Here is a 16,392-nt window from a genome sequence, read left to right on the forward strand (position 1 = left end):
GTCAAAACTATTCCATTTACTTTTCATTGGGTATTGGTACCGATTTCTTTACAGGCTCTTCCGAGGAGGTTACACCTAGAATATCGAGCAGGAACATAAACAGCGGAATACCAATGATTAACCCCCATACACCAAGGAAATGCTCTGAGAAGAGGATGACCATAAACGTATAGAAAATCGGTAAATCTGTCTTTGCGGACATCAGCTTTGGATTTAAGAAATAAGCTTCAATGGCATGTAATACCATGACAATGACTAAAATATAGACAATGTACATTAAGCCACCGATACTATATGCGATAATACTTAGTGGAATTAGTGAAATAATAACTCCTGCGACTGGCACTAAACCTAAAATAAAGAGCATAATCCCAAGAGCAATCAGATGTGGAAAGCCCATTATAGAAAGGGCAATCACTGATAACACACAGTTGACAGCAGCAATAATAAATTGAGCCTCAATTACTTTACCAAATGAGCGGATGAAAATTCTTGAAAAATAATGAAGTTCATCATAAAGTGGTCCAACTTTACTATCCTTAAACTTGGCTGTAAACTCAATAATGCGTTTCTTTTCCAACAAGATGAACAAGCTCAATATTAGAGAAATCAAAATTTGCATAATGATTTTACCAATATTCGTAATATTTTTAAGAGTTAAATCCACACCCTGCTCTAAATATTTTCCAAGTTCGATTTTCTCAAAAGTTGGCGCTAAATATCTGGCAATCTCATTGTCATCTGGATCGAGATTAAAGCTGGCAATAAGATCGAAAAGCTGGGTAATTTGCTGGGTTACAATCGGCAAATACTTGTAAATTACCGCAACAATACCTGCGACAAGTAAAAGGTACAATGTTACTGTAACAGCCTTTTCATTCATCGGTGTATATTTTCTTATGCTTTTCGTTGTCTTCGTAGTAAGCTGATTCATCAAATAGGTAATAATAAACGTCAGCAAAATTAAGTTGATCATACTACGCATTAAATACAATGCAACTGCAATCCCAACTAGAAGAATAATACGTTTAAATCCATTACTCCGAAAGAAATTACTCATTTATTCACTCCTTCTACAAAACGGCCTCGCTGCCTCTGCTACCTAGGGCTACACTATCAACTAAACATAAGCAGTATAAAATTGATTTACAACAATACGCATCATTCTTATGTAAAAATTTCCCTCTCATTTAATGAGTATAGCCATCTACCTTCAAAATAAGACGAAATTCATGTTTCTTTAGAAGTGTCTGTATAAAACCTTAGGCGTGGGTGAAGTGAATTGTATGTCTTGTCAAATTAAAAAATCAATACTTTTATCCTTTTTGAAAGCTTTATCAGCGTATAAGCCTAAATTCTATGAATCTATTATAACCCTATAAAACCAGCATATCCAATTTGAAAGTTCTTTTATAATGGTATTTGCATAGAACTTTTATCAGATGGTACATTATGCTATTTTGATTACAGAAACAAATTAAAAATAGACAAGGACTGATTCTATGAAAATTGCGAGGAATCCTGAGAACATTCACCCACCTGTTGCTCCTTATGTACATCAAATTGAAGTCACTGGCCCCCATAGGTGGTTAACCCTATCAGGTCAAATCGGTATGATGGCAGATGGGACTATCCCTGAAGATGCAGCAGTACAATTGAATGTAGCACTAGAAAATATAAAAAAAAATTTAGAAAGCGCCAATATGGAGGTTCAAGATCTGACGAAGATCGTTTTCTATTTGGTAGGAGAAATGGATGCAAGTCAACGACAGCAAATCATCAATAACTTTTTTGGGGGACATCTTCCATGCACAACATTGATATATGTGGTTGCACTCGCTACTCCTGCCTTAAAGGTTGAGATAGACGCATGGGCTTGTAAGAAATTATAAATCATACTATGTTATATATAATCAAGATGTGCTGTAATTATGTATTTTTCTAGTACCCCTTTAACCCTTCTAAAGGGGTACAGTTTCATCTACTTTTACATAGATAGTAAAGTATTATTTAAGTAATGTGAGCGTTGTTGCAATTGCATTATCAACAAAGGCTTGTTGCGGCTGTGATTTCAGCATGACCGTTAATCCGATTAGTGCCACAAGTAGTGCTTGTGCTAAAGATTTCGCATCCGTGTCAGCATCTAACTCGCCTGATTGGATTCCTCGCTCAATCGTCTCCTGAAAAATAACAGCTAAATAAAGTTGATGCTCTCTCGTTAAAATTTCAAATCTCTCGTCATGAGGAGCTAATTCAACCATTGTATTGATACAAAAACAGCCGTTACTAAGATCTTTCGTATATTCAGCTGCAATCACTTCTTCAAAAAAAGTAGCAAATGCCTGCTTTACAGACGTATGGCTTTGGAGTCTTGCTCGTATATCAGCTGCACGAGATGTCGTATATCTTCGAAGTGCTGCTTCGAAAAGCTCTTTTTTGTCACCAAAGGTTGAATAAATACTAGGACGTTGAATGCCCATTCTAGCAGTGAGATCACTTAAAGAAGTAGCTTCATATCCCTTCTCCCAAAATAACTGCATGGCAGCCTCTAATACTTTTTCTTCATCAAATTCACGGGTTCTTGCCATAAAAAACCCACCTCCTTTATGTAAGGATTAATAAGCTGGTCACTACAATTTAAATACCAAACAGTATGTAATAATTGTATAACCTGCTCTTTATATTGTCAATTTCCGTTTTATTTATAAAAATAAATTCAAAAAATACATTGACACAGCAAATAAAACTAAGATATATTTACCAATAATTATTTCATACCGAACGGTAAGTTATAATGACAATTCAATTATGAATGGAGGATATCGTGTGGACAATGATCTGAAGCGAGAAAACGATGCGCCTACTATAAATCAACAGTCTTCCATGTCTCGAGCTATAACATTATTATTCGCAACAGCCTGTGGAATGTCTGTAGCCAATATTTATTTTGCACAGCCGCTGCTCGATCAATTGTCAAATGAGTTTACTATTGATCACTCGATTATTGGTGTTGTTATTACCATCACGCAAATCTTTTATGGCTTAGGTTTATTACTCTTAGTGCCTCTAGGGGATTTACTCAATCAGCGCCGATTGATTATTGGACAGATGCTACTGTCCATAACGGCTTTGGTTATAGTAGGCACTGCCTCCTATAGCGCAGTACTTTTCACAGGTATGGCTTTGGTAGGTCTACTTGCGGTTGTGACGCAGACACTTGTGGCATTTGCGGCTACTATGGCTTCCCCTACAGAACGAGGTCGTGTTGTTGGTATTGTCACGAGCGGAATCGTCATTGGCATACTGCTCGCTCGGACCTTCGCTGGTCTCTTAACTGATCTTGCTGGCTGGCGGTCCGTTTATCTAGTCTCTGCCACTCTTATGTTTTTAATGGTCTGTATATTTCTAAAAGTGTTACCTAAAGTGGAGCGTGAAGTAAAAGCCCTATCCTACTTTCAGCTAATTAAATCCGTATTTATGTTGTTCATTCAAGAAAGAACTTTACGTATCCGCTCGGTTTTAGCCATGCTAATTTTTGCTGATTTCAGTATTTTATGGACGCCACTTGTTCTGCCACTTAGTGCCCCACCGTTAACACTGTCACACAGTGTCATTGGTGCTTTTGGTCTTATTGGAGTGGCTGGTGCATTAGCTGCCGCACAGGCAGGGAAATTTGCTGACCGGGGTTATGGACAAAAAACAACAGGGATTGCTTTAGTGCTACTACTCATTTCATGGTTGTTTATAAATTATCTAGAAAAGTCGTTATTTGCATTAGTTGTTGGTATTATCTTGCTGGATTTGGCCGTACAGGCAATTCATGTCACTAATCAGACGATGATTCTTCCATTGCGTGCAGAAGCGCGAAGTCGACTTACCGCTGGTTACATGGTGTTCTACTCCATCGGCAGCGCTGGCGGTTCAATCGCTTCTACACAGACATATGCACACTTTGGCTGGGAAGGGGTTTGCTTACTTGGAGCTTCTATCAGTACAATTGCCCTTATTTTTTGGGTAATGACTAGACGATTCACAAAATATTGATTTAACTTAGGAGAGATAACAAATGGAAATAGGAATTACTTCTTTCGTAGAAACAAAACCAGATGTTCATAGTGGCGAGGTAATTAGTCATGCACAGCGTTTACGTGAAGTCGTGGAGGAAATCATTCTTGCAGATCAAGTAGGATTGGATGTGTTTGGCGTTGGCGAGCACCATCGAGAAGATTATGCTGCTTCCTCCCCAGCAATGGTGTTATCAGCTGCCGCTCCACAAACGAAAAAAATTCGATTAACAAGTGCCGTGACAGTTCTTTCTTCTGCCGATCCCGTACGTGTCTTTCAGGATTTTTCTACTTTAGACGGACTATCAAATGGGCGTGCGGAGATTATGGCTGGCCGTGGATCCTTTATCGAATCTTTCCCCCTATTTGGCTACAATTTAAATGATTATGATGAACTGTTTGAAGAACATTTGGACTTATTACTCAAAATTCGCGAGTCAGAAAAAGTAGTATGGGAAGGGAAGCATCGACCAGCGATCAACAATTTAGGTGTGTATCCAAGATCTGTTCAAAACTCCTTACCCATATGGATTGGAAGTGGAGGAAATCAACAATCTGCCATTCGGGCCGGACTTTTAGGATTACCACTTATGCTAGCAATCATTGGAGGCAGTCCTATGCAGTTTGCTCCAATCGTACAACTCTATAAAAAAGCTGCAGCTCATGCAGGCCACGATTTATCTAAGCTTCAGGTAGGCTCTCATTCAATAGGTTTTGTTGGTCCAAATAAGGAATGGGCAGCAGATACATTTTTCCCATCCACAAAAGCAGGCATGAATAAATTGGGCAAAGAACGCGGCTGGCCGTATTATGATCGTTCTAGTTATGATGCTGCACGAAGTTTTGAAGGGGCATTATATGTAGGTGATCCAAAGACAGTTGCAGATAAAATCATTCATCTTCGTAAACATGTAGGGATCACACGGTTTATGCTATACGTACCTTTAAGTACAATGCCACATGATCAAGTCATGCAAGCGATAGAACTTCTTGGAACAGAAGTGGCACCCCGTGTGCGTGAGGAAGTTGCTAAATGGGAGGCGGAAATGGCACTAGAAGGACATCCATTTCTTTAGGATTTCATTATATTTTAAAGGGGAATTTATATGACGATTAATAATCGAGTACTACCAGAATTAAGACAGGCTTACTCACAGTTTCCGGGCTTTCGTCTGCAGGAAGATTTAGCGTGGAGTCGCAGCCTCTTAGTCCAGCCACCATTAGAAAAGTCAAAACTTGTGCACACGACGAATTGCATGATTCCTAGAGGAGATGGAGGTGAAATGCTAGTTAAAATTTATGAACCAATTGAACGAAACCGTGATAAACTTCCAGCTATGCTTTGGATTCATGGTGGTGGTTTCGTTATGGGACACCCTGATATGGATGATCTTCTATGTGAACGTTTTGTTCAGACGGCTAACTGCGTTGTCGTTTCTATTGATTATCGACTTGCTCCTGAGCATCCTTATCCAGCCGCGATTGAAGATTGTTATGCAGGGTTAGTATGGATGACAGCTGAGGCTCCATCACTCGGCATTGATGTTAAACGAGTGGCAATTGCTGGTGCAAGTGGTGGCGGAGGGCTAACAGCAGCTCTAGCATTAATGGCTCGCGATAAGGGAGGGCCCTCAATTATATTCCAAATGCCATTATATCCAATGCTTGATAACCGAAATGAAACACCATCTAGCTATGAGATTACCGATGCTCAAGCAACATGGAGTAGATCAAATAATTTGACCGCTTGGCGTATGTACTTAGGAGAAGAAAAGGACACCAACGAACTTTCTCCGTATGCGGTTCCTTCAAGAGCAGATAATTTAGCAGGATTACCACCAACCTATACATGTATAGGTCAACTTGATTTATTTCGAGATGAAACCTTTGATTATGTAACACGTCTTGCCCAAGCAGGAGTAGATGTTGAAATGAATCTCTACCCTGGTAGCTTTCATTGCTTTGAAGTCTTTGTACCTGAAGCCGAGGTAAGTCAGCGTGCAAGTCAGAACTATTTAGATGCAATGGCTCGCGCTCTTCACCCTTAGTCTACCTTACTGAAAATGTGAAATAGCCCTTATCATAGTCGTTAAGTAGTTCAGTTGCAATCATAATTGGCAGGAGCATAATTTTCTAAATGAAAGTTGCTGCTCTTGGAATGTTTGAATATGAAAATTTAAAATGCGAAAATGCTTTGACGATATTTTCGCATTTTATAATTATAACAATTTAGTTATGATGACCTTGTTGATAAAAACTTCACAGCTATGCAAGTCCAATTCCTCAATTTATGGCAAGTTTATCGTAAAATAAAATAATGACTTTTTTTATCATCAAATGAACTATGATGTTAAAATTACTATAAAGTGATCCAATCAGGAGGTGTAATCATTTGGAAGAAAAATATACTATAGGTGAAACAGCTAAAATAATAGGTTCTACTATAAAAACAGTTCGTTACTATGATGAAATTGGGTTGCTAAAACCTACAAGTTATACTGATGGTGGACATCGATTATACACAGTGAAAGATATATGGCGTCTTGAAATGATTACAAACCTGCGTTATTTGGATTTTGGAATTGATGATATAAGCAAAATGATATCTGAGGAGCTATCAGTCACTAGAATACTTGATTGGCAGATTGAATCGATGGAAACACAGGTTAATACGCTTATGGATATGATATCAATTTTGCGTCAAGCAAAGGAACATAATGGGGATTCATTGCAGTGTATTCATGATTTAGTGAATGCACGAACAATTAAAGCTGAAAATAAAAAACAATTTATCGATAAAAAAGTGCAAGAAATACAATTCTTAAATGGCATTCCAAAAGAGTGGAAAGATTCGTTTTTTTATTATTTTGACAAATACATTATTAATCAGGTGAAAGGCTCCGCCAAACAAACCGCTGCTTGGCATGAGTTGCAGGAGCTCATAAATGATCCGCAGTTTATAAAAGACCTGAAAAATACTGAATTTCTGTACATGAATATTGTTCATCAGCCAAAATACAATGCTACAACACTGGTCAGAAAGCTCGAAAACATCCATGATCGATTGAATAAGGCGTTGAAACAAAAATCGCCTGCCAGCAGTCCGGTTGTACAGGCCATTGTCGATGATACTGCTAGGCTGTATGCGAACTCAGAGCATTTGGACAATAAAGAAGATTACTTCCATTACTTTGTAAAATATATTCAAAGAACCAAAACCAAACGACTCGAACGATGCGAAATATTATGTGCCATTCTAAGTCCACAATACTACCAACTCTCAAAAGCTAATCAATTACTATTTCAAGGAATAGAATGGCGACTTGAACATATGGAAAATTCAGAAGGCGAATAATTGAGGGGCTAAACACCCTCAACTATTCACCTTAGCTGTCAACCTTTCTGTAACGTAAATTCTGGATAATCCCCAATATTTTGCTCTAATAGTTTAAATGGCTGTTGCTTTAAATAATGATTAAAGAAATCCAATGAATAGTCGTTAATCAGATGATAAGCCTTTTGGATGTCGACCCCTTCCATCCGTTCATAAAGTGGTGAAAACAGGTATAAATCAGAGAAGCCCATATGCTTCATATTTTTAATCTTCATCCAATAGTTCCCACCCACAGTTACATACTCATACCGTGGCAAAGTTTCTTTTACAAACTCGATGAACTCCTCACTATCCGTTTCCTTCGCTTCTCTGATTGAGTCATCAGCACTCATCATCATAAATGGCTTCTTCAGCCCCTCCGTAGGAACTCGGAGTTTTCCATATAGAACGCCGTCCATATTAAGAGCTGCTTTTATTCTTGAATCTGTCATTAGCATTTGGGTGCTCGTTGCCCCACCAAAGGAATGGCCAAACATACCTATATTCTCCATATCCATTCGACCTGTAAAACGGTTTTCAGAATCATTTTGGGCCAGCTGCTCTACTTGATCCAGCACAAATTTAGCATCTTCAACCCAACCTTCATTTGCTTTATCTAAATATGCAATTGATTCCGTTTTTTGTGGGACGTAATTTGCTATACGACCATCAGAAAAAACTGAGGCCGTGCTACTGTAGGTGTGATCTATACCTACCACGATATAGCCTTGACTGACTAATTGCTCAATTTGAAAAGTGTTCTGATTTTTATGCCCACTAAAGCCATGAGAGAAAAGGAGTACCGGATAGGTTGTTTCCTGATTAGAAATCTCAGCGTTCTCAATAGCATGTGTTTTGACATAACCAAAATTTGCGAATAAAAACTTCGGTAAATTTAGAATTTTACTATACCCCTCTGCAAAAACAGCAGAATCGGAAATATAAGGAGCCGTATTACCTTTAGCATTCGTATCAGCAGGATACCAGATTTGTACCATTAATTCGCGTTTGTCGCCAAGCTCTGGTGTGAGAGTCTCTTCCCTCTTAGTATCTTCCCAATCGTAGGTGACTGTTCCAATTTGGTACGGACCCGCTGGCTTTTCAAAGGTAAATACCGGAAGAACGATAGGCAGACTAACTGCTATGGCAGAATAAAGTACAGCTAATGTTGAATTCAGAACAACGCGTAATCGGCGCATACTTGATTGTTGTTCTTTTTGAACTTTTGGGTTAAAAAAGTGCCTTATCACAACAACAACGAGAAAAAATAATGTCATCAAATAAGTCGGTATCATTTGCCACCGCATCCCTTCAATGATTCCATGGACAAGTAGAAATAGCATAGACATACCACCAGCTATCAGTATTCCTCGCTGTGACTTGTTTCTACCAAAAACTAACCAACCTAGTAAAACAATATTAAAGATGACATAAAACAATTCAATAGACCTCATAATAAAAACCTCCTTGTTTTTTGATCTTGCTGATTCAAATCAAAGTGTATTACCTCCAGTAAGAGGAGAATCAACAATCAATACAAAAAAACACTGACATTTTTTATAATTGTCCACCATTTTACAAATTTAAGGTTGTATATTATTAAAATAAAAATTGAGCAGTTATAAAAAATTGTCTTTATAATATCAATAAAGAACTATGAATATTTCACAGGTACAGGTTAAATTATTTTAGAAGTTAGGAGAGGACAGAAATGGATTCCTATGAAGTATCGACATTAAAAAAGGGCCTTTTGATATTGGATATATTACGACAAAAGCATGCTCTTACATTGACTGAAATTATGGAAGAGTTATCACTGAATAAGACATCGGTTTTTCGCATGCTTTATACTTTGGAAAAAATGAATTATGTTAATAAATATAATAAATACTATCAATTAAATCCTCATATTTTTAGAGATGAACATCTATATTGGCATCAAGATATTGAATGGACTTCCCTTGTAGCACCCTATCAATTAGCCCGACAAGAAGAAATAACTACTTATATTGGTATTTTAGAAGATTGTGAAATGGTGATAAAAAATGTCATCAGGGAGCCATTTGAACAACCTTTTTTTCAAGCAATCGATACTCGAACACCCATGCATTCAAGTGCACTTGGAAAAGTAGTCTTAGCTCACCTCCCCATAGAAACGCAACATGACATGTTAAATAGTATAAGACTTCATCCACTTACATCAAAAACCTTCTATGATTATGGTTTATTAATTCCTCACTTACAGGTTATTAAAGCACAAGGATACGCTGTTGATAATGAAGAAACCAATCTAGGTAAATGTTGTATTGCAGTACCTATCTATGTCAATAAAGAAGTAATAGGTGCCATTGCCCTACACGGTTCGACGGAGCAAATAAAGAAAGCGGCCATTCGTTCTTTTGTAAAAAAATTAGTCGAGGCAAGTAAAAAATTAACAGCGGAAATTGATTATCTTTTAACATAGTTTTGTATCTTAGAAGATTAATAAGCTATGCTCCTTTGCAATAAAAATGCTTTTGTTTCTATATATGAAACTATTAGTATAGATGTTTGTAAAAATAGGTTTTTATCCTATTCTTGTTATAGAAAAACGAGGAGGTAAGAAGATGAAATTCCATACATTAAAGAAAACTAATATCCGTATTTCAGAAATTGGTCTTGGAACAAATGCTGTTGGTGGTCATAATTTATTTGAAAGCTTAAATGAACAAGATGGAAAGGAGCTAGTGACAACAGCCCTAGATCTTGGAATAACTTTTATTGATACAGCAGACATTTATGGTAAAGGGCGTTCAGAGGAAATCGTTGGGGATGTTTTGAAAAACTATCGTAGGGAAGATTTCGTTTTGGCAACAAAGGCAGCTAAACGTTGGTTTGAAGATGGTACAGTAACAGTAGATAATCATCCAAAATATCTACGACAAGCTTTTGAAAATAGCTTAAATCGCCTCCAATTGGATTATGTAGATCTATACTATTTGCACTTCCCTGATAACGAAACACCTCTTGTTGAATCGATTGGAGAATTATCGCGCTTAAAAGAAGAAGGTAAAATCGGAGCAATAGGAATTTCTAACGTAACATTAGATCAATTAATCGAAGCAAATATGCATAATGATATTTCAGTCTTACAATCTCCTTATAATATGTTAAACCGTTCAGCCGAACAAGATTTACTGCCATACTGTATAAAAAATGATATTTCATTTATTCCTTATGGACCACTCTCATATGGTCTACTTGGTGGCAAGTATACAAAAGATTTTAAACTAGGCGCAGGGGACTGGCGAGTTTCAAACCCTTTATTCCACGGTGAACTGTTTGAACAAACATTAGTTAAAGTAGAGGCGTTAAAGGAAGTAGCAGCAGAAAAACAAACAACATTACCAAATCTGGCTCTTGCTTGGTTATTAGCCCAAGACGGTGTTGATGCCGTTATCCCAGGAGGAAAGCATAAAAGCCAAGTAGCTATCAATGTGGAAGCAACGGATGTCCTGTTAACAAATGAAGATTTAATGAAAATAGAAGGAATTTTATAATAAAAAATGAGAAAAGAGAGGATTTTTGCAAATTCGCTCTTTTCTCATTTTTATTATATTTTAGCTTTGTGCTCTATCGCAATTTTAGCGTAGTTTGACTGTGCAATTCTGCTAACAGCCTGTCATTTTCTTGGATTATTGGAAATTAAGCGACTCCTCTTCTTAATCCAGTTTACGCACTTTAATCGGGATTAATGTTCTTTCTAATTGTTCACGATGCTGTTCGTACTGAAGTGGCAACATTAATTGGCTACCCATTGTCTCAGGTGTTTCGTCATGAGCAAATCCAGGAGGATCTGTAGCGATTTCAAATAGAATTTCGCCAGGCTCACGGAAATAAATCGCATTGAAATAATTACGATCTTTGACTTCCGTTACATGCTGTCCATGGTTCATCACATACTCTTGCCATTCTAAATGATCCGTATTATCTTGAGCTCTCCACGCAATATGGTGAACCGTTCCTACACCCATTTGACCACGTACACCTGCTACTGTTTTTAAATCTACAGTATTACCAATAGCTGCACTTGATTTATAACGAGTATAGTCACCCTCTGTCCCTACCTGTTCAAGGCCCATCACTTCTGTTAAAACTTTTGCCGTTTCTTCAGGATGACTTGAGTATAGTGTAGCTCCACCAAAACCTTTAATAGCAACCTCGGGTGTTACCTCACCAAATGTCCATTCATTGAGCTCGCCTTCCGCACGTGCAACAAGTTCAATATGCAAACCATGTGGGTCGTCCAATTGAATGACTTGCTCACCAAAGCGTTCAGCTTTTTGGAAGGGAATCGAGAATTTTGCTAAGCGATTAATCCAAAATGGAAGTGCCCCTTCTGGTACAACATACGTTGTAACGCCAACTTGGCCATCACCAATACGTCCTTGATAAGCATCTGCCCAAGGGAAGAAGGTAATGATTGTGCCTGGTTTTCCACCTTTATCGCCAAAATATAAATGATATGTGCCAGGATCATCAAAGTTTACAGTTTGCTTCACTAAACGTAAGCCCAACACACCTGCGTAAAAATCAATATTCTCTTGTGGATGCCCTACGATGGCTGTGATATGGTGAATACCTGCTGTATGTTTTTTCATGTTAACAAGCCCTTTCGACTATTTTTCTCACCTTTACTGTGCCCAACTACGTCCTACCTCAAACTGGATAAGCTTAGCGAATTGTATATAAAGCTTTAGACCATGGGATTAATTGATCTAACATTTGGTTCACTGAATCTGATTGTACTTCCTTTGGTTTAAAGTCTGTTCCATTTTCAAAATCTGTGAATAAGGATAATGCTGGGTGAACACGTACATCTGCAATTAATAGCTCTCCCATAATGCCACGTAGATGTTCTGCTGCACGAGCTCCACCTACAGAACCATATGACACGATTCCTGCTGCCTTGTTATTCCACTCAACACGTAAATAGTCTAGTGCATTTTTTAAGGCCCCTGTAATAGAGTGATTATATTCTTGTACGATAAACACAAATCCATCTTGTTTAGCAATAATTTCTGACCAAGCCTGTGCACCCGAAGCATCTTGCCCTGGTTCGCCTAATAATGGCAATTTATAATCAGCAATATCGATCACTGTATAGTTTGCGTCACCACGTAGATCTGCAATTTCCTTTACCCATTGTGCTACTTGAGGGCTTACACGTCCCTCACGTGTCGATCCAATAATAATGCCGATATTTAATTCTGCCATTGTTTGTTCCTCCTCTTTTTTTGAACTAAATAATTTATTCAAAAAACCCATAATTGTACCTCCTGACGAAAGCTAAAGGTTCGAATTCATTTATCTTGAAATTATTTATCTTTAATTCGAGATAATAATAACACGATATTTTTATCAACGTCAACAACTTTGTTTTTAAATTTAAAAAGGCAGAGAAAACTAACTCTCTACCTTCCCTAAAAGCTTATAAACCTGTGATTTTAAATAGCTATATTGCGCATCATTGGTATCATGTAAAGCCTCTGTCCTATTTGAATCAATATCCTGATAGTCGATTATGTATGAAAATTGCTCCTCCGTAAAATCCATTTTTACGCCATTAATGACATTATAAAAGTACCAGCCCTCCTTGAGAAATGTCTTTCTAATTTCTCCGCCAAGAATATCCTGCACCACTAATGAAGTAACGCCACATTGCCCTTTTGCAAGGTTATCCAAGCTCCATTTAGAACTTGATTGGCTTGACCATAATTTTCTTAAAGCGTTTAAAATGTCTTTTTTCATGCTATAACTCCTCTCAAACACTTTAAAATGGGACTTCATCCATTTTTATTGGTGTTGAGTTCCCTGTAATCCAATCATCTTTAATAGCACTATAGACAATACTATCTGTCACGGTACCGTCCTCATTTTCCCAAGCATTTCTTAAATAGCCCTCGTTCACAAAGCCAGCCTTACTAAAGCATTTTCGCATCCCCATATTATCGGCTCTAGTATAGCCCTCAATACGAATCTTACCTTTTTCGCCAAATAGATCAATGAAGTGCTTTAACACCATATCCTTACTTCCACATGAATAAAAAGAATCCCGACTTTTTCCCCTTCCTCAAGTAGCCAATGTGTTTCACGATCGTTCTTATAGTAACCCTCCACATATGCAGCTCGAATGGACTCTTCTTTTACCAGTGGATTCGTGTGATACAACCATTTATTTTGAGTGAGTAATTGTACTAAATCATCAATTTCTTCTTCAAATAATTTGAATTCCATTAATAGCTCCTTTCTTAAATGTCCTCACATATATCAGAAAAAATAAAATTGGTTTTTGTATGTGCATATGGCTGTAATACATCAATAAACTGCTCAACATCAGAAAAAGTTTGAAAATGCCCTTTTAATAAAAAACATGCCTCACCTGATATTCGATAACAAAAATCTATCGTTGTATACGTCTTAATAAGATCTTTAAAATCTGCATAGCGGTTGTTTTTTATTGTCGCCTCAATGATAGCCTCAACTGGATAGCCTAATGCCTTTTTATTAATAGCCAAAGTATATTTTTTTATGACTTCCTGTTCCTCTAATTGCCGTACTCTTTCACGAACAGCTGGTGCCGATAAATGTACTCGTCTCCCTAATTCACTCATAGAAATACGACTATCCTCCTTTAATTCTTTCAGTATCCTTTCATTAATGAAATCCATTATGGCAATACCCCTTCTTTTTAAAAGGAAACGATTATAATTTCCTTCGAATTCGCATGTTAACTTCGTTATTCATATTTTACACTAATGAAAGGAGGGATGTTTGATGACACTTATTCATTTACACGACAAGGGCTTAACGCCATTTCAACAACTATTAGGCTATAACGAGGGAATTCAGCTGCACTGGCAACAGTTGGGGGAGGTACTCGAAAAAGACGGGCATCTATCCGCTTCATTAAAAGAAGAGGTTCGAAAAACATTAGCTCAAAAAAATGGCTGTCAGTATTGTAAGGCAAAAGGCAAACCAGATCCACAATACTATGATGAGAAAACAGCCGTATGTACAGGTTTTGCAGAAGCATTCTTAGCTTCAAAAGGTCACACTGCGGCCAATGTCACAGCTGTATTAAAGGATTATTTAACAGCAGCCGAGATTAGCGAGCTACTAGCATTTATTTGCTTCGCGACAGCACAGCAATATTTTGGTGCTCTTATGCAATTAAAATAACGGAACTAGGGGTCTTCCCTAGTTCCTATCCACCAATTTGAACGTTCTATCCATCACATTTAGTGCTGTATCCACCGCTTTATGCATGCTATCCATCTAAATCGATTTTATTAGCTATATCTATAATAAATTGCTTACTAAGCTCCTCTTTCATATTATTCTCAGCATCCACCATCACTTGTTCAATGAGACAGCCTTGATGATGAAAGACATCTTCATGATCTGAAGCACAACTAAATAATGAGGTTTGTCCTTCAATCGCATAAATCACATCTAAGAAAGAAATTTCTTGTGGACGCTTAGAAATACGGTAACCACCGTTGACACCTGGATTCGACTCAATTAAACCTGCCTTCACAAGCTTTGTTAATATTTTCGAAAGATAGGTTGGTGATAATTTCTGCATTTCTGCTAGAGACTCTACGCTCATTGATTTCCCTTTAGGATTGAGCGTTAAAAACACCATCGTATGTAACGCATAATTTGTTGCTTTTGAATATTTCATCATTAATCACCTCCATTCAGGACTATTACTATCTGTAATTAAAACACATTCTACCATATATCAAGAAAAAAGCATGTTTTGCAGAAAAACACGCTTTATGATTTCTTATTCACGCTGCCCATAGCCTTCTTCTTCAGCCATGGCATCAGCCTTTGTCGTATGAACAGTTCCAAATGGATGGTTTGGTGGTGCATAAATTGTGTAAAGCTTTAGCGGTTTATTGCCTATATTCGTAACATTATGCCATGTCCCTGCTGGCACCATAATGGCCATATCTTCAGACACGTGTCTTTGGAAGTTTAAATAATCTTTACTTGGTCCCATCTGTGTAACGCCATGCCCTTCCTCAATACAAATAAATTGATCGACGTGAGGGTGTACTTCTAAGCCAATATCTTCCCCAACGTTAAGGCTCATCACAGTTACTTGTAAGTGTGGCCCTGTCCATAGTACTGTTCGATAATTTTTGTTGTGCTTTGTAGTCTCTTCAATGTTGACAACGAATGGTCCTGATCCAAAATCATTCTGGACATTACTTCTTGGCACTCGTTCTTCCTGATTTGGATAGGCCCAATAAACAGGTTGATAACCGTAATTATACAGTAAATAATTACCGTAATAAGGGTGGTACATGTAACTCAATCCTCTCATACATGATAACGCTATATTATGCAGTTGAATGAAAGAAGGTACTCCGTTTGCACGTTGAATTATTAATGGAGTGCTATTTATAAACAGATTGGAGGTAGCTGCCATGTACGCTAGATTAGCAGAAATGCTAGCAAGTACTACGGCGATTAAATGGTTTCCTGGACATGATGTTGAAGATGATTGGATTGTAGAAGCTGAAGTTGAATTAGGGTTCAGCTTACCACCATCCTATTGCTGGTGGTTAAAAAATTATGGCAATGGGCAACTGAATGGTGGATCTATTCTCACAATCGGTCAACCAGCATACAGAGACATCGATCATACAGATATTCTTTATATACATCGTCTTAACTTGGCTGACAAGGATTGGTGTAAACAATATCCGAATAGGTTAGATTTATTTGTTCCAGACGCAGACGAACTATATTTTTTTAATACATCATCAAAAGATGAACATGGTGAGTTTTCAGTTATGTGCTTTGACTTATTGAATGACATGATTTATGAATATGCTTCTACTTTCTCAAAGTTTCTCGAAAAACTAATGGATGAACGGAGCTAATAGTGTGAGTTGCCAT

General features: G+C 37.5%; 20 protein-coding genes. 9 read left to right on the forward strand and 11 right to left on the reverse strand.

Translation table 11 applies throughout. The features are described 5' to 3' along the window. Positions 1–16: 16 nt before the first annotated feature. The gene (locus tag NST76_RS20820; RefSeq protein ID WP_058845249.1) at positions 17–1,060 is read right to left on the reverse strand and encodes an AI-2E family transporter; all 1,044 of its coding nucleotides are present in this window, start codon (positions 1,058–1,060) and stop codon (positions 17–19) included. 442 nt (positions 1,061–1,502) lie between these two features. Here NST76_RS20820 and NST76_RS20825 point away from each other — a divergent pair, with 442 nt between their 5' ends. Continuing rightward, the gene (locus NST76_RS20825; protein ID WP_036128757.1) at positions 1,503–1,892 is read left to right on the forward strand and encodes a RidA family protein; all 390 of its coding nucleotides are present in this window, start codon (positions 1,503–1,505) and stop codon (positions 1,890–1,892) included. 114 nt (positions 1,893–2,006) lie between these two features. Here NST76_RS20825 and NST76_RS20830 read toward each other — a convergent pair whose 3' ends face one another. Then, positions 2,007–2,588, reverse strand: a complete 582-nt coding sequence (locus NST76_RS20830) for a TetR/AcrR family transcriptional regulator (RefSeq protein WP_036128759.1) — start codon at positions 2,586–2,588, stop codon at positions 2,007–2,009. 220 nt (positions 2,589–2,808) lie between these two features. Between NST76_RS20830 and NST76_RS20835 the strand changes: the two genes are divergently transcribed. From NST76_RS20835 to NST76_RS20850, 4 genes are all read left to right on the forward strand, one after another. Then, on the forward strand, positions 2,809–4,044 hold the full coding sequence (locus NST76_RS20835; protein ID WP_051891777.1) for an MFS transporter: 1,236 nt from the start codon (positions 2,809–2,811) through the stop codon (positions 4,042–4,044). A gap of 22 nt (positions 4,045–4,066) precedes the next feature. Next, positions 4,067–5,140, forward strand: coding sequence for an LLM class flavin-dependent oxidoreductase (locus NST76_RS20840; RefSeq protein WP_271911340.1), 1,074 nt, complete (start codon positions 4,067–4,069; stop codon positions 5,138–5,140). Positions 5,141–5,170: 30 nt separating this feature from the next. Then, on the forward strand, positions 5,171–6,112 hold the full coding sequence (locus NST76_RS20845; protein ID WP_141904196.1) for an alpha/beta hydrolase: 942 nt from the start codon (positions 5,171–5,173) through the stop codon (positions 6,110–6,112). A 344-nt stretch (positions 6,113–6,456) separates the two neighbouring features. Further along, positions 6,457–7,419, forward strand: a complete 963-nt coding sequence (locus tag NST76_RS20850) for a MerR family transcriptional regulator (protein WP_271911344.1) — start codon at positions 6,457–6,459, stop codon at positions 7,417–7,419. Between the two features lie 38 nt (positions 7,420–7,457). Here the strand turns inward: NST76_RS20850 and NST76_RS20855 are convergent, their stop codons facing one another. Then, complete coding sequence (locus tag NST76_RS20855; RefSeq protein ID WP_342535171.1) at positions 7,458–8,891, reverse strand: acetylhydrolase; 1,434 nt, start codon at positions 8,889–8,891, stop codon at positions 7,458–7,460. Between the two features lie 257 nt (positions 8,892–9,148). On the opposite strand from NST76_RS20855, the gene NST76_RS20860 reads away from it, so the two are divergent. Both NST76_RS20860 and NST76_RS20865 read left to right on the forward strand, forming a co-directional pair. Further along, entirely contained in the window at positions 9,149–9,901 is a 753-nt protein-coding gene (locus NST76_RS20860) for an IclR family transcriptional regulator (protein ID WP_036128768.1), read from the forward strand. Between the two features lie 142 nt (positions 9,902–10,043). Beyond that, entirely contained in the window at positions 10,044–10,976 is a 933-nt protein-coding gene (locus NST76_RS20865) for an aldo/keto reductase (protein ID WP_036128769.1), read from the forward strand. A 162-nt stretch (positions 10,977–11,138) separates the two neighbouring features. Here the strand turns inward: NST76_RS20865 and NST76_RS20870 are convergent, their stop codons facing one another. The 6 genes from NST76_RS20870 to NST76_RS20895 form a co-directional block, all read right to left on the reverse strand. Then, positions 11,139–12,077, reverse strand: a complete 939-nt coding sequence (locus tag NST76_RS20870) for a ring-cleaving dioxygenase (RefSeq protein WP_342535172.1) — start codon at positions 12,075–12,077, stop codon at positions 11,139–11,141. A gap of 73 nt (positions 12,078–12,150) precedes the next feature. Beyond that, positions 12,151–12,744 (reverse strand): NADPH-dependent FMN reductase, encoded by a 594-nt coding sequence (locus tag NST76_RS20875; protein WP_036128773.1) that lies wholly within the window; start codon positions 12,742–12,744, stop codon positions 12,151–12,153. A gap of 138 nt (positions 12,745–12,882) precedes the next feature. Continuing rightward, positions 12,883–13,227, reverse strand: coding sequence for a hypothetical protein (locus tag NST76_RS20880; protein WP_342535173.1), 345 nt, complete (start codon positions 13,225–13,227; stop codon positions 12,883–12,885). Positions 13,228–13,249: 22 nt separating this feature from the next. After that, positions 13,250–13,501 (reverse strand): GNAT family protein, encoded by a 252-nt coding sequence (locus tag NST76_RS20885; RefSeq protein ID WP_230593984.1) that lies wholly within the window; start codon positions 13,499–13,501, stop codon positions 13,250–13,252. Beyond that, on the reverse strand, positions 13,492–13,713 hold the full coding sequence (locus NST76_RS20890; protein ID WP_230593986.1) for a hypothetical protein: 222 nt from the start codon (positions 13,711–13,713) through the stop codon (positions 13,492–13,494). Before NST76_RS20890 ends, NST76_RS20885 begins: the two co-directional genes overlap by 10 nt. Positions 13,714–13,727: 14 nt before the next feature. Further along, a complete protein-coding gene (locus tag NST76_RS20895; RefSeq protein WP_036128778.1) occupies positions 13,728–14,147 on the reverse strand; it encodes an Lrp/AsnC family transcriptional regulator in 420 nt (139 codons plus the stop codon). A 106-nt stretch (positions 14,148–14,253) separates the two neighbouring features. On the opposite strand from NST76_RS20895, the gene NST76_RS20900 reads away from it, so the two are divergent. Beyond that, positions 14,254–14,658: a carboxymuconolactone decarboxylase family protein gene (locus NST76_RS20900; protein WP_036128779.1), complete on the forward strand. Its 405-nt coding sequence runs from the start codon at positions 14,254–14,256 to the stop codon at positions 14,656–14,658. 88 nt (positions 14,659–14,746) lie between these two features. On the opposite strand, the gene NST76_RS20905 is transcribed toward NST76_RS20900, so the two are convergent. After that, the gene (locus NST76_RS20905) at positions 14,747–15,166 is read right to left on the reverse strand and encodes an Rrf2 family transcriptional regulator (RefSeq protein ID WP_036128781.1); all 420 of its coding nucleotides are present in this window, start codon (positions 15,164–15,166) and stop codon (positions 14,747–14,749) included. 102 nt (positions 15,167–15,268) lie between these two features. After that, positions 15,269–15,814 carry a cupin domain-containing protein gene (locus tag NST76_RS20910; RefSeq protein WP_170829871.1) on the reverse strand — a complete coding sequence of 182 codons (546 nt, stop codon included), beginning with the start codon at positions 15,812–15,814 and terminating at the stop codon, positions 15,269–15,271. Positions 15,815–15,917: 103 nt separating this feature from the next. On the opposite strand from NST76_RS20910, the gene NST76_RS20915 reads away from it, so the two are divergent. Then, the gene (locus tag NST76_RS20915; protein ID WP_036128784.1) at positions 15,918–16,376 is read left to right on the forward strand and encodes an SMI1/KNR4 family protein; all 459 of its coding nucleotides are present in this window, start codon (positions 15,918–15,920) and stop codon (positions 16,374–16,376) included. Positions 16,377–16,392 lie beyond the last annotated feature (16 nt).

The organism is Lysinibacillus sp. FSL W7-1291, assembly GCF_038593415.1.
GTDB lineage: Bacteria > Bacillota > Bacilli > Bacillales_A > Planococcaceae > Lysinibacillus > Lysinibacillus fusiformis_D.

Excerpts from the sequence above, each read along its gene's own strand:
- NST76_RS20845 (WP_141904196.1), top strand. The coding sequence starts at position 5,171 with ATGACGATTAATAATCGAGTACTACCAGAATTAAGACAGGCTTACTCA.
- NST76_RS20840 (WP_271911340.1), top strand. The coding sequence starts at position 4,067 with ATGGAAATAGGAATTACTTCTTTCGTAGAAACAAAACCAGATGTTCAT.
- NST76_RS20860 (WP_036128768.1), top strand. The coding sequence starts at position 9,149 with ATGGATTCCTATGAAGTATCGACATTAAAAAAGGGCCTTTTGATATTG.
- NST76_RS20820 (WP_058845249.1), bottom strand. The coding sequence starts at position 1,060 with ATGAGTAATTTCTTTCGGAGTAATGGATTTAAACGTATTATTCTTCTA.
- NST76_RS20890 (WP_230593986.1), bottom strand. The coding sequence starts at position 13,713 with ATGGAATTCAAATTATTTGAAGAAGAAATTGATGATTTAGTACAATTA.
- NST76_RS20825 (WP_036128757.1), top strand. The coding sequence starts at position 1,503 with ATGAAAATTGCGAGGAATCCTGAGAACATTCACCCACCTGTTGCTCCT.
- NST76_RS20885 (WP_230593984.1), bottom strand. The coding sequence starts at position 13,501 with ATGGTGTTAAAGCACTTCATTGATCTATTTGGCGAAAAAGGTAAGATT.
- NST76_RS20830 (WP_036128759.1), bottom strand. The coding sequence starts at position 2,588 with ATGGCAAGAACCCGTGAATTTGATGAAGAAAAAGTATTAGAGGCTGCC.
- NST76_RS20910 (WP_170829871.1), bottom strand. The coding sequence starts at position 15,814 with ATGAGAGGATTGAGTTACATGTACCACCCTTATTACGGTAATTATTTA.
- NST76_RS20915 (WP_036128784.1), top strand. The coding sequence starts at position 15,918 with ATGTACGCTAGATTAGCAGAAATGCTAGCAAGTACTACGGCGATTAAA.
- NST76_RS20905 (WP_036128781.1), bottom strand. The coding sequence starts at position 15,166 with ATGATGAAATATTCAAAAGCAACAAATTATGCGTTACATACGATGGTG.
- NST76_RS20835 (WP_051891777.1), top strand. The coding sequence starts at position 2,809 with ATGAATGGAGGATATCGTGTGGACAATGATCTGAAGCGAGAAAACGAT.
- NST76_RS20870 (WP_342535172.1), bottom strand. The coding sequence starts at position 12,077 with ATGAAAAAACATACAGCAGGTATTCACCATATCACAGCCATCGTAGGG.
- NST76_RS20865 (WP_036128769.1), top strand. The coding sequence starts at position 10,044 with ATGAAATTCCATACATTAAAGAAAACTAATATCCGTATTTCAGAAATT.
- NST76_RS20855 (WP_342535171.1), bottom strand. The coding sequence starts at position 8,891 with ATGAGGTCTATTGAATTGTTTTATGTCATCTTTAATATTGTTTTACTA.
- NST76_RS20875 (WP_036128773.1), bottom strand. The coding sequence starts at position 12,744 with ATGGGTTTTTTGAATAAATTATTTAGTTCAAAAAAAGAGGAGGAACAA.
- NST76_RS20895 (WP_036128778.1), bottom strand. The coding sequence starts at position 14,147 with ATGGATTTCATTAATGAAAGGATACTGAAAGAATTAAAGGAGGATAGT.
- NST76_RS20880 (WP_342535173.1), bottom strand. The coding sequence starts at position 13,227 with ATGAAAAAAGACATTTTAAACGCTTTAAGAAAATTATGGTCAAGCCAA.
- NST76_RS20900 (WP_036128779.1), top strand. The coding sequence starts at position 14,254 with ATGACACTTATTCATTTACACGACAAGGGCTTAACGCCATTTCAACAA.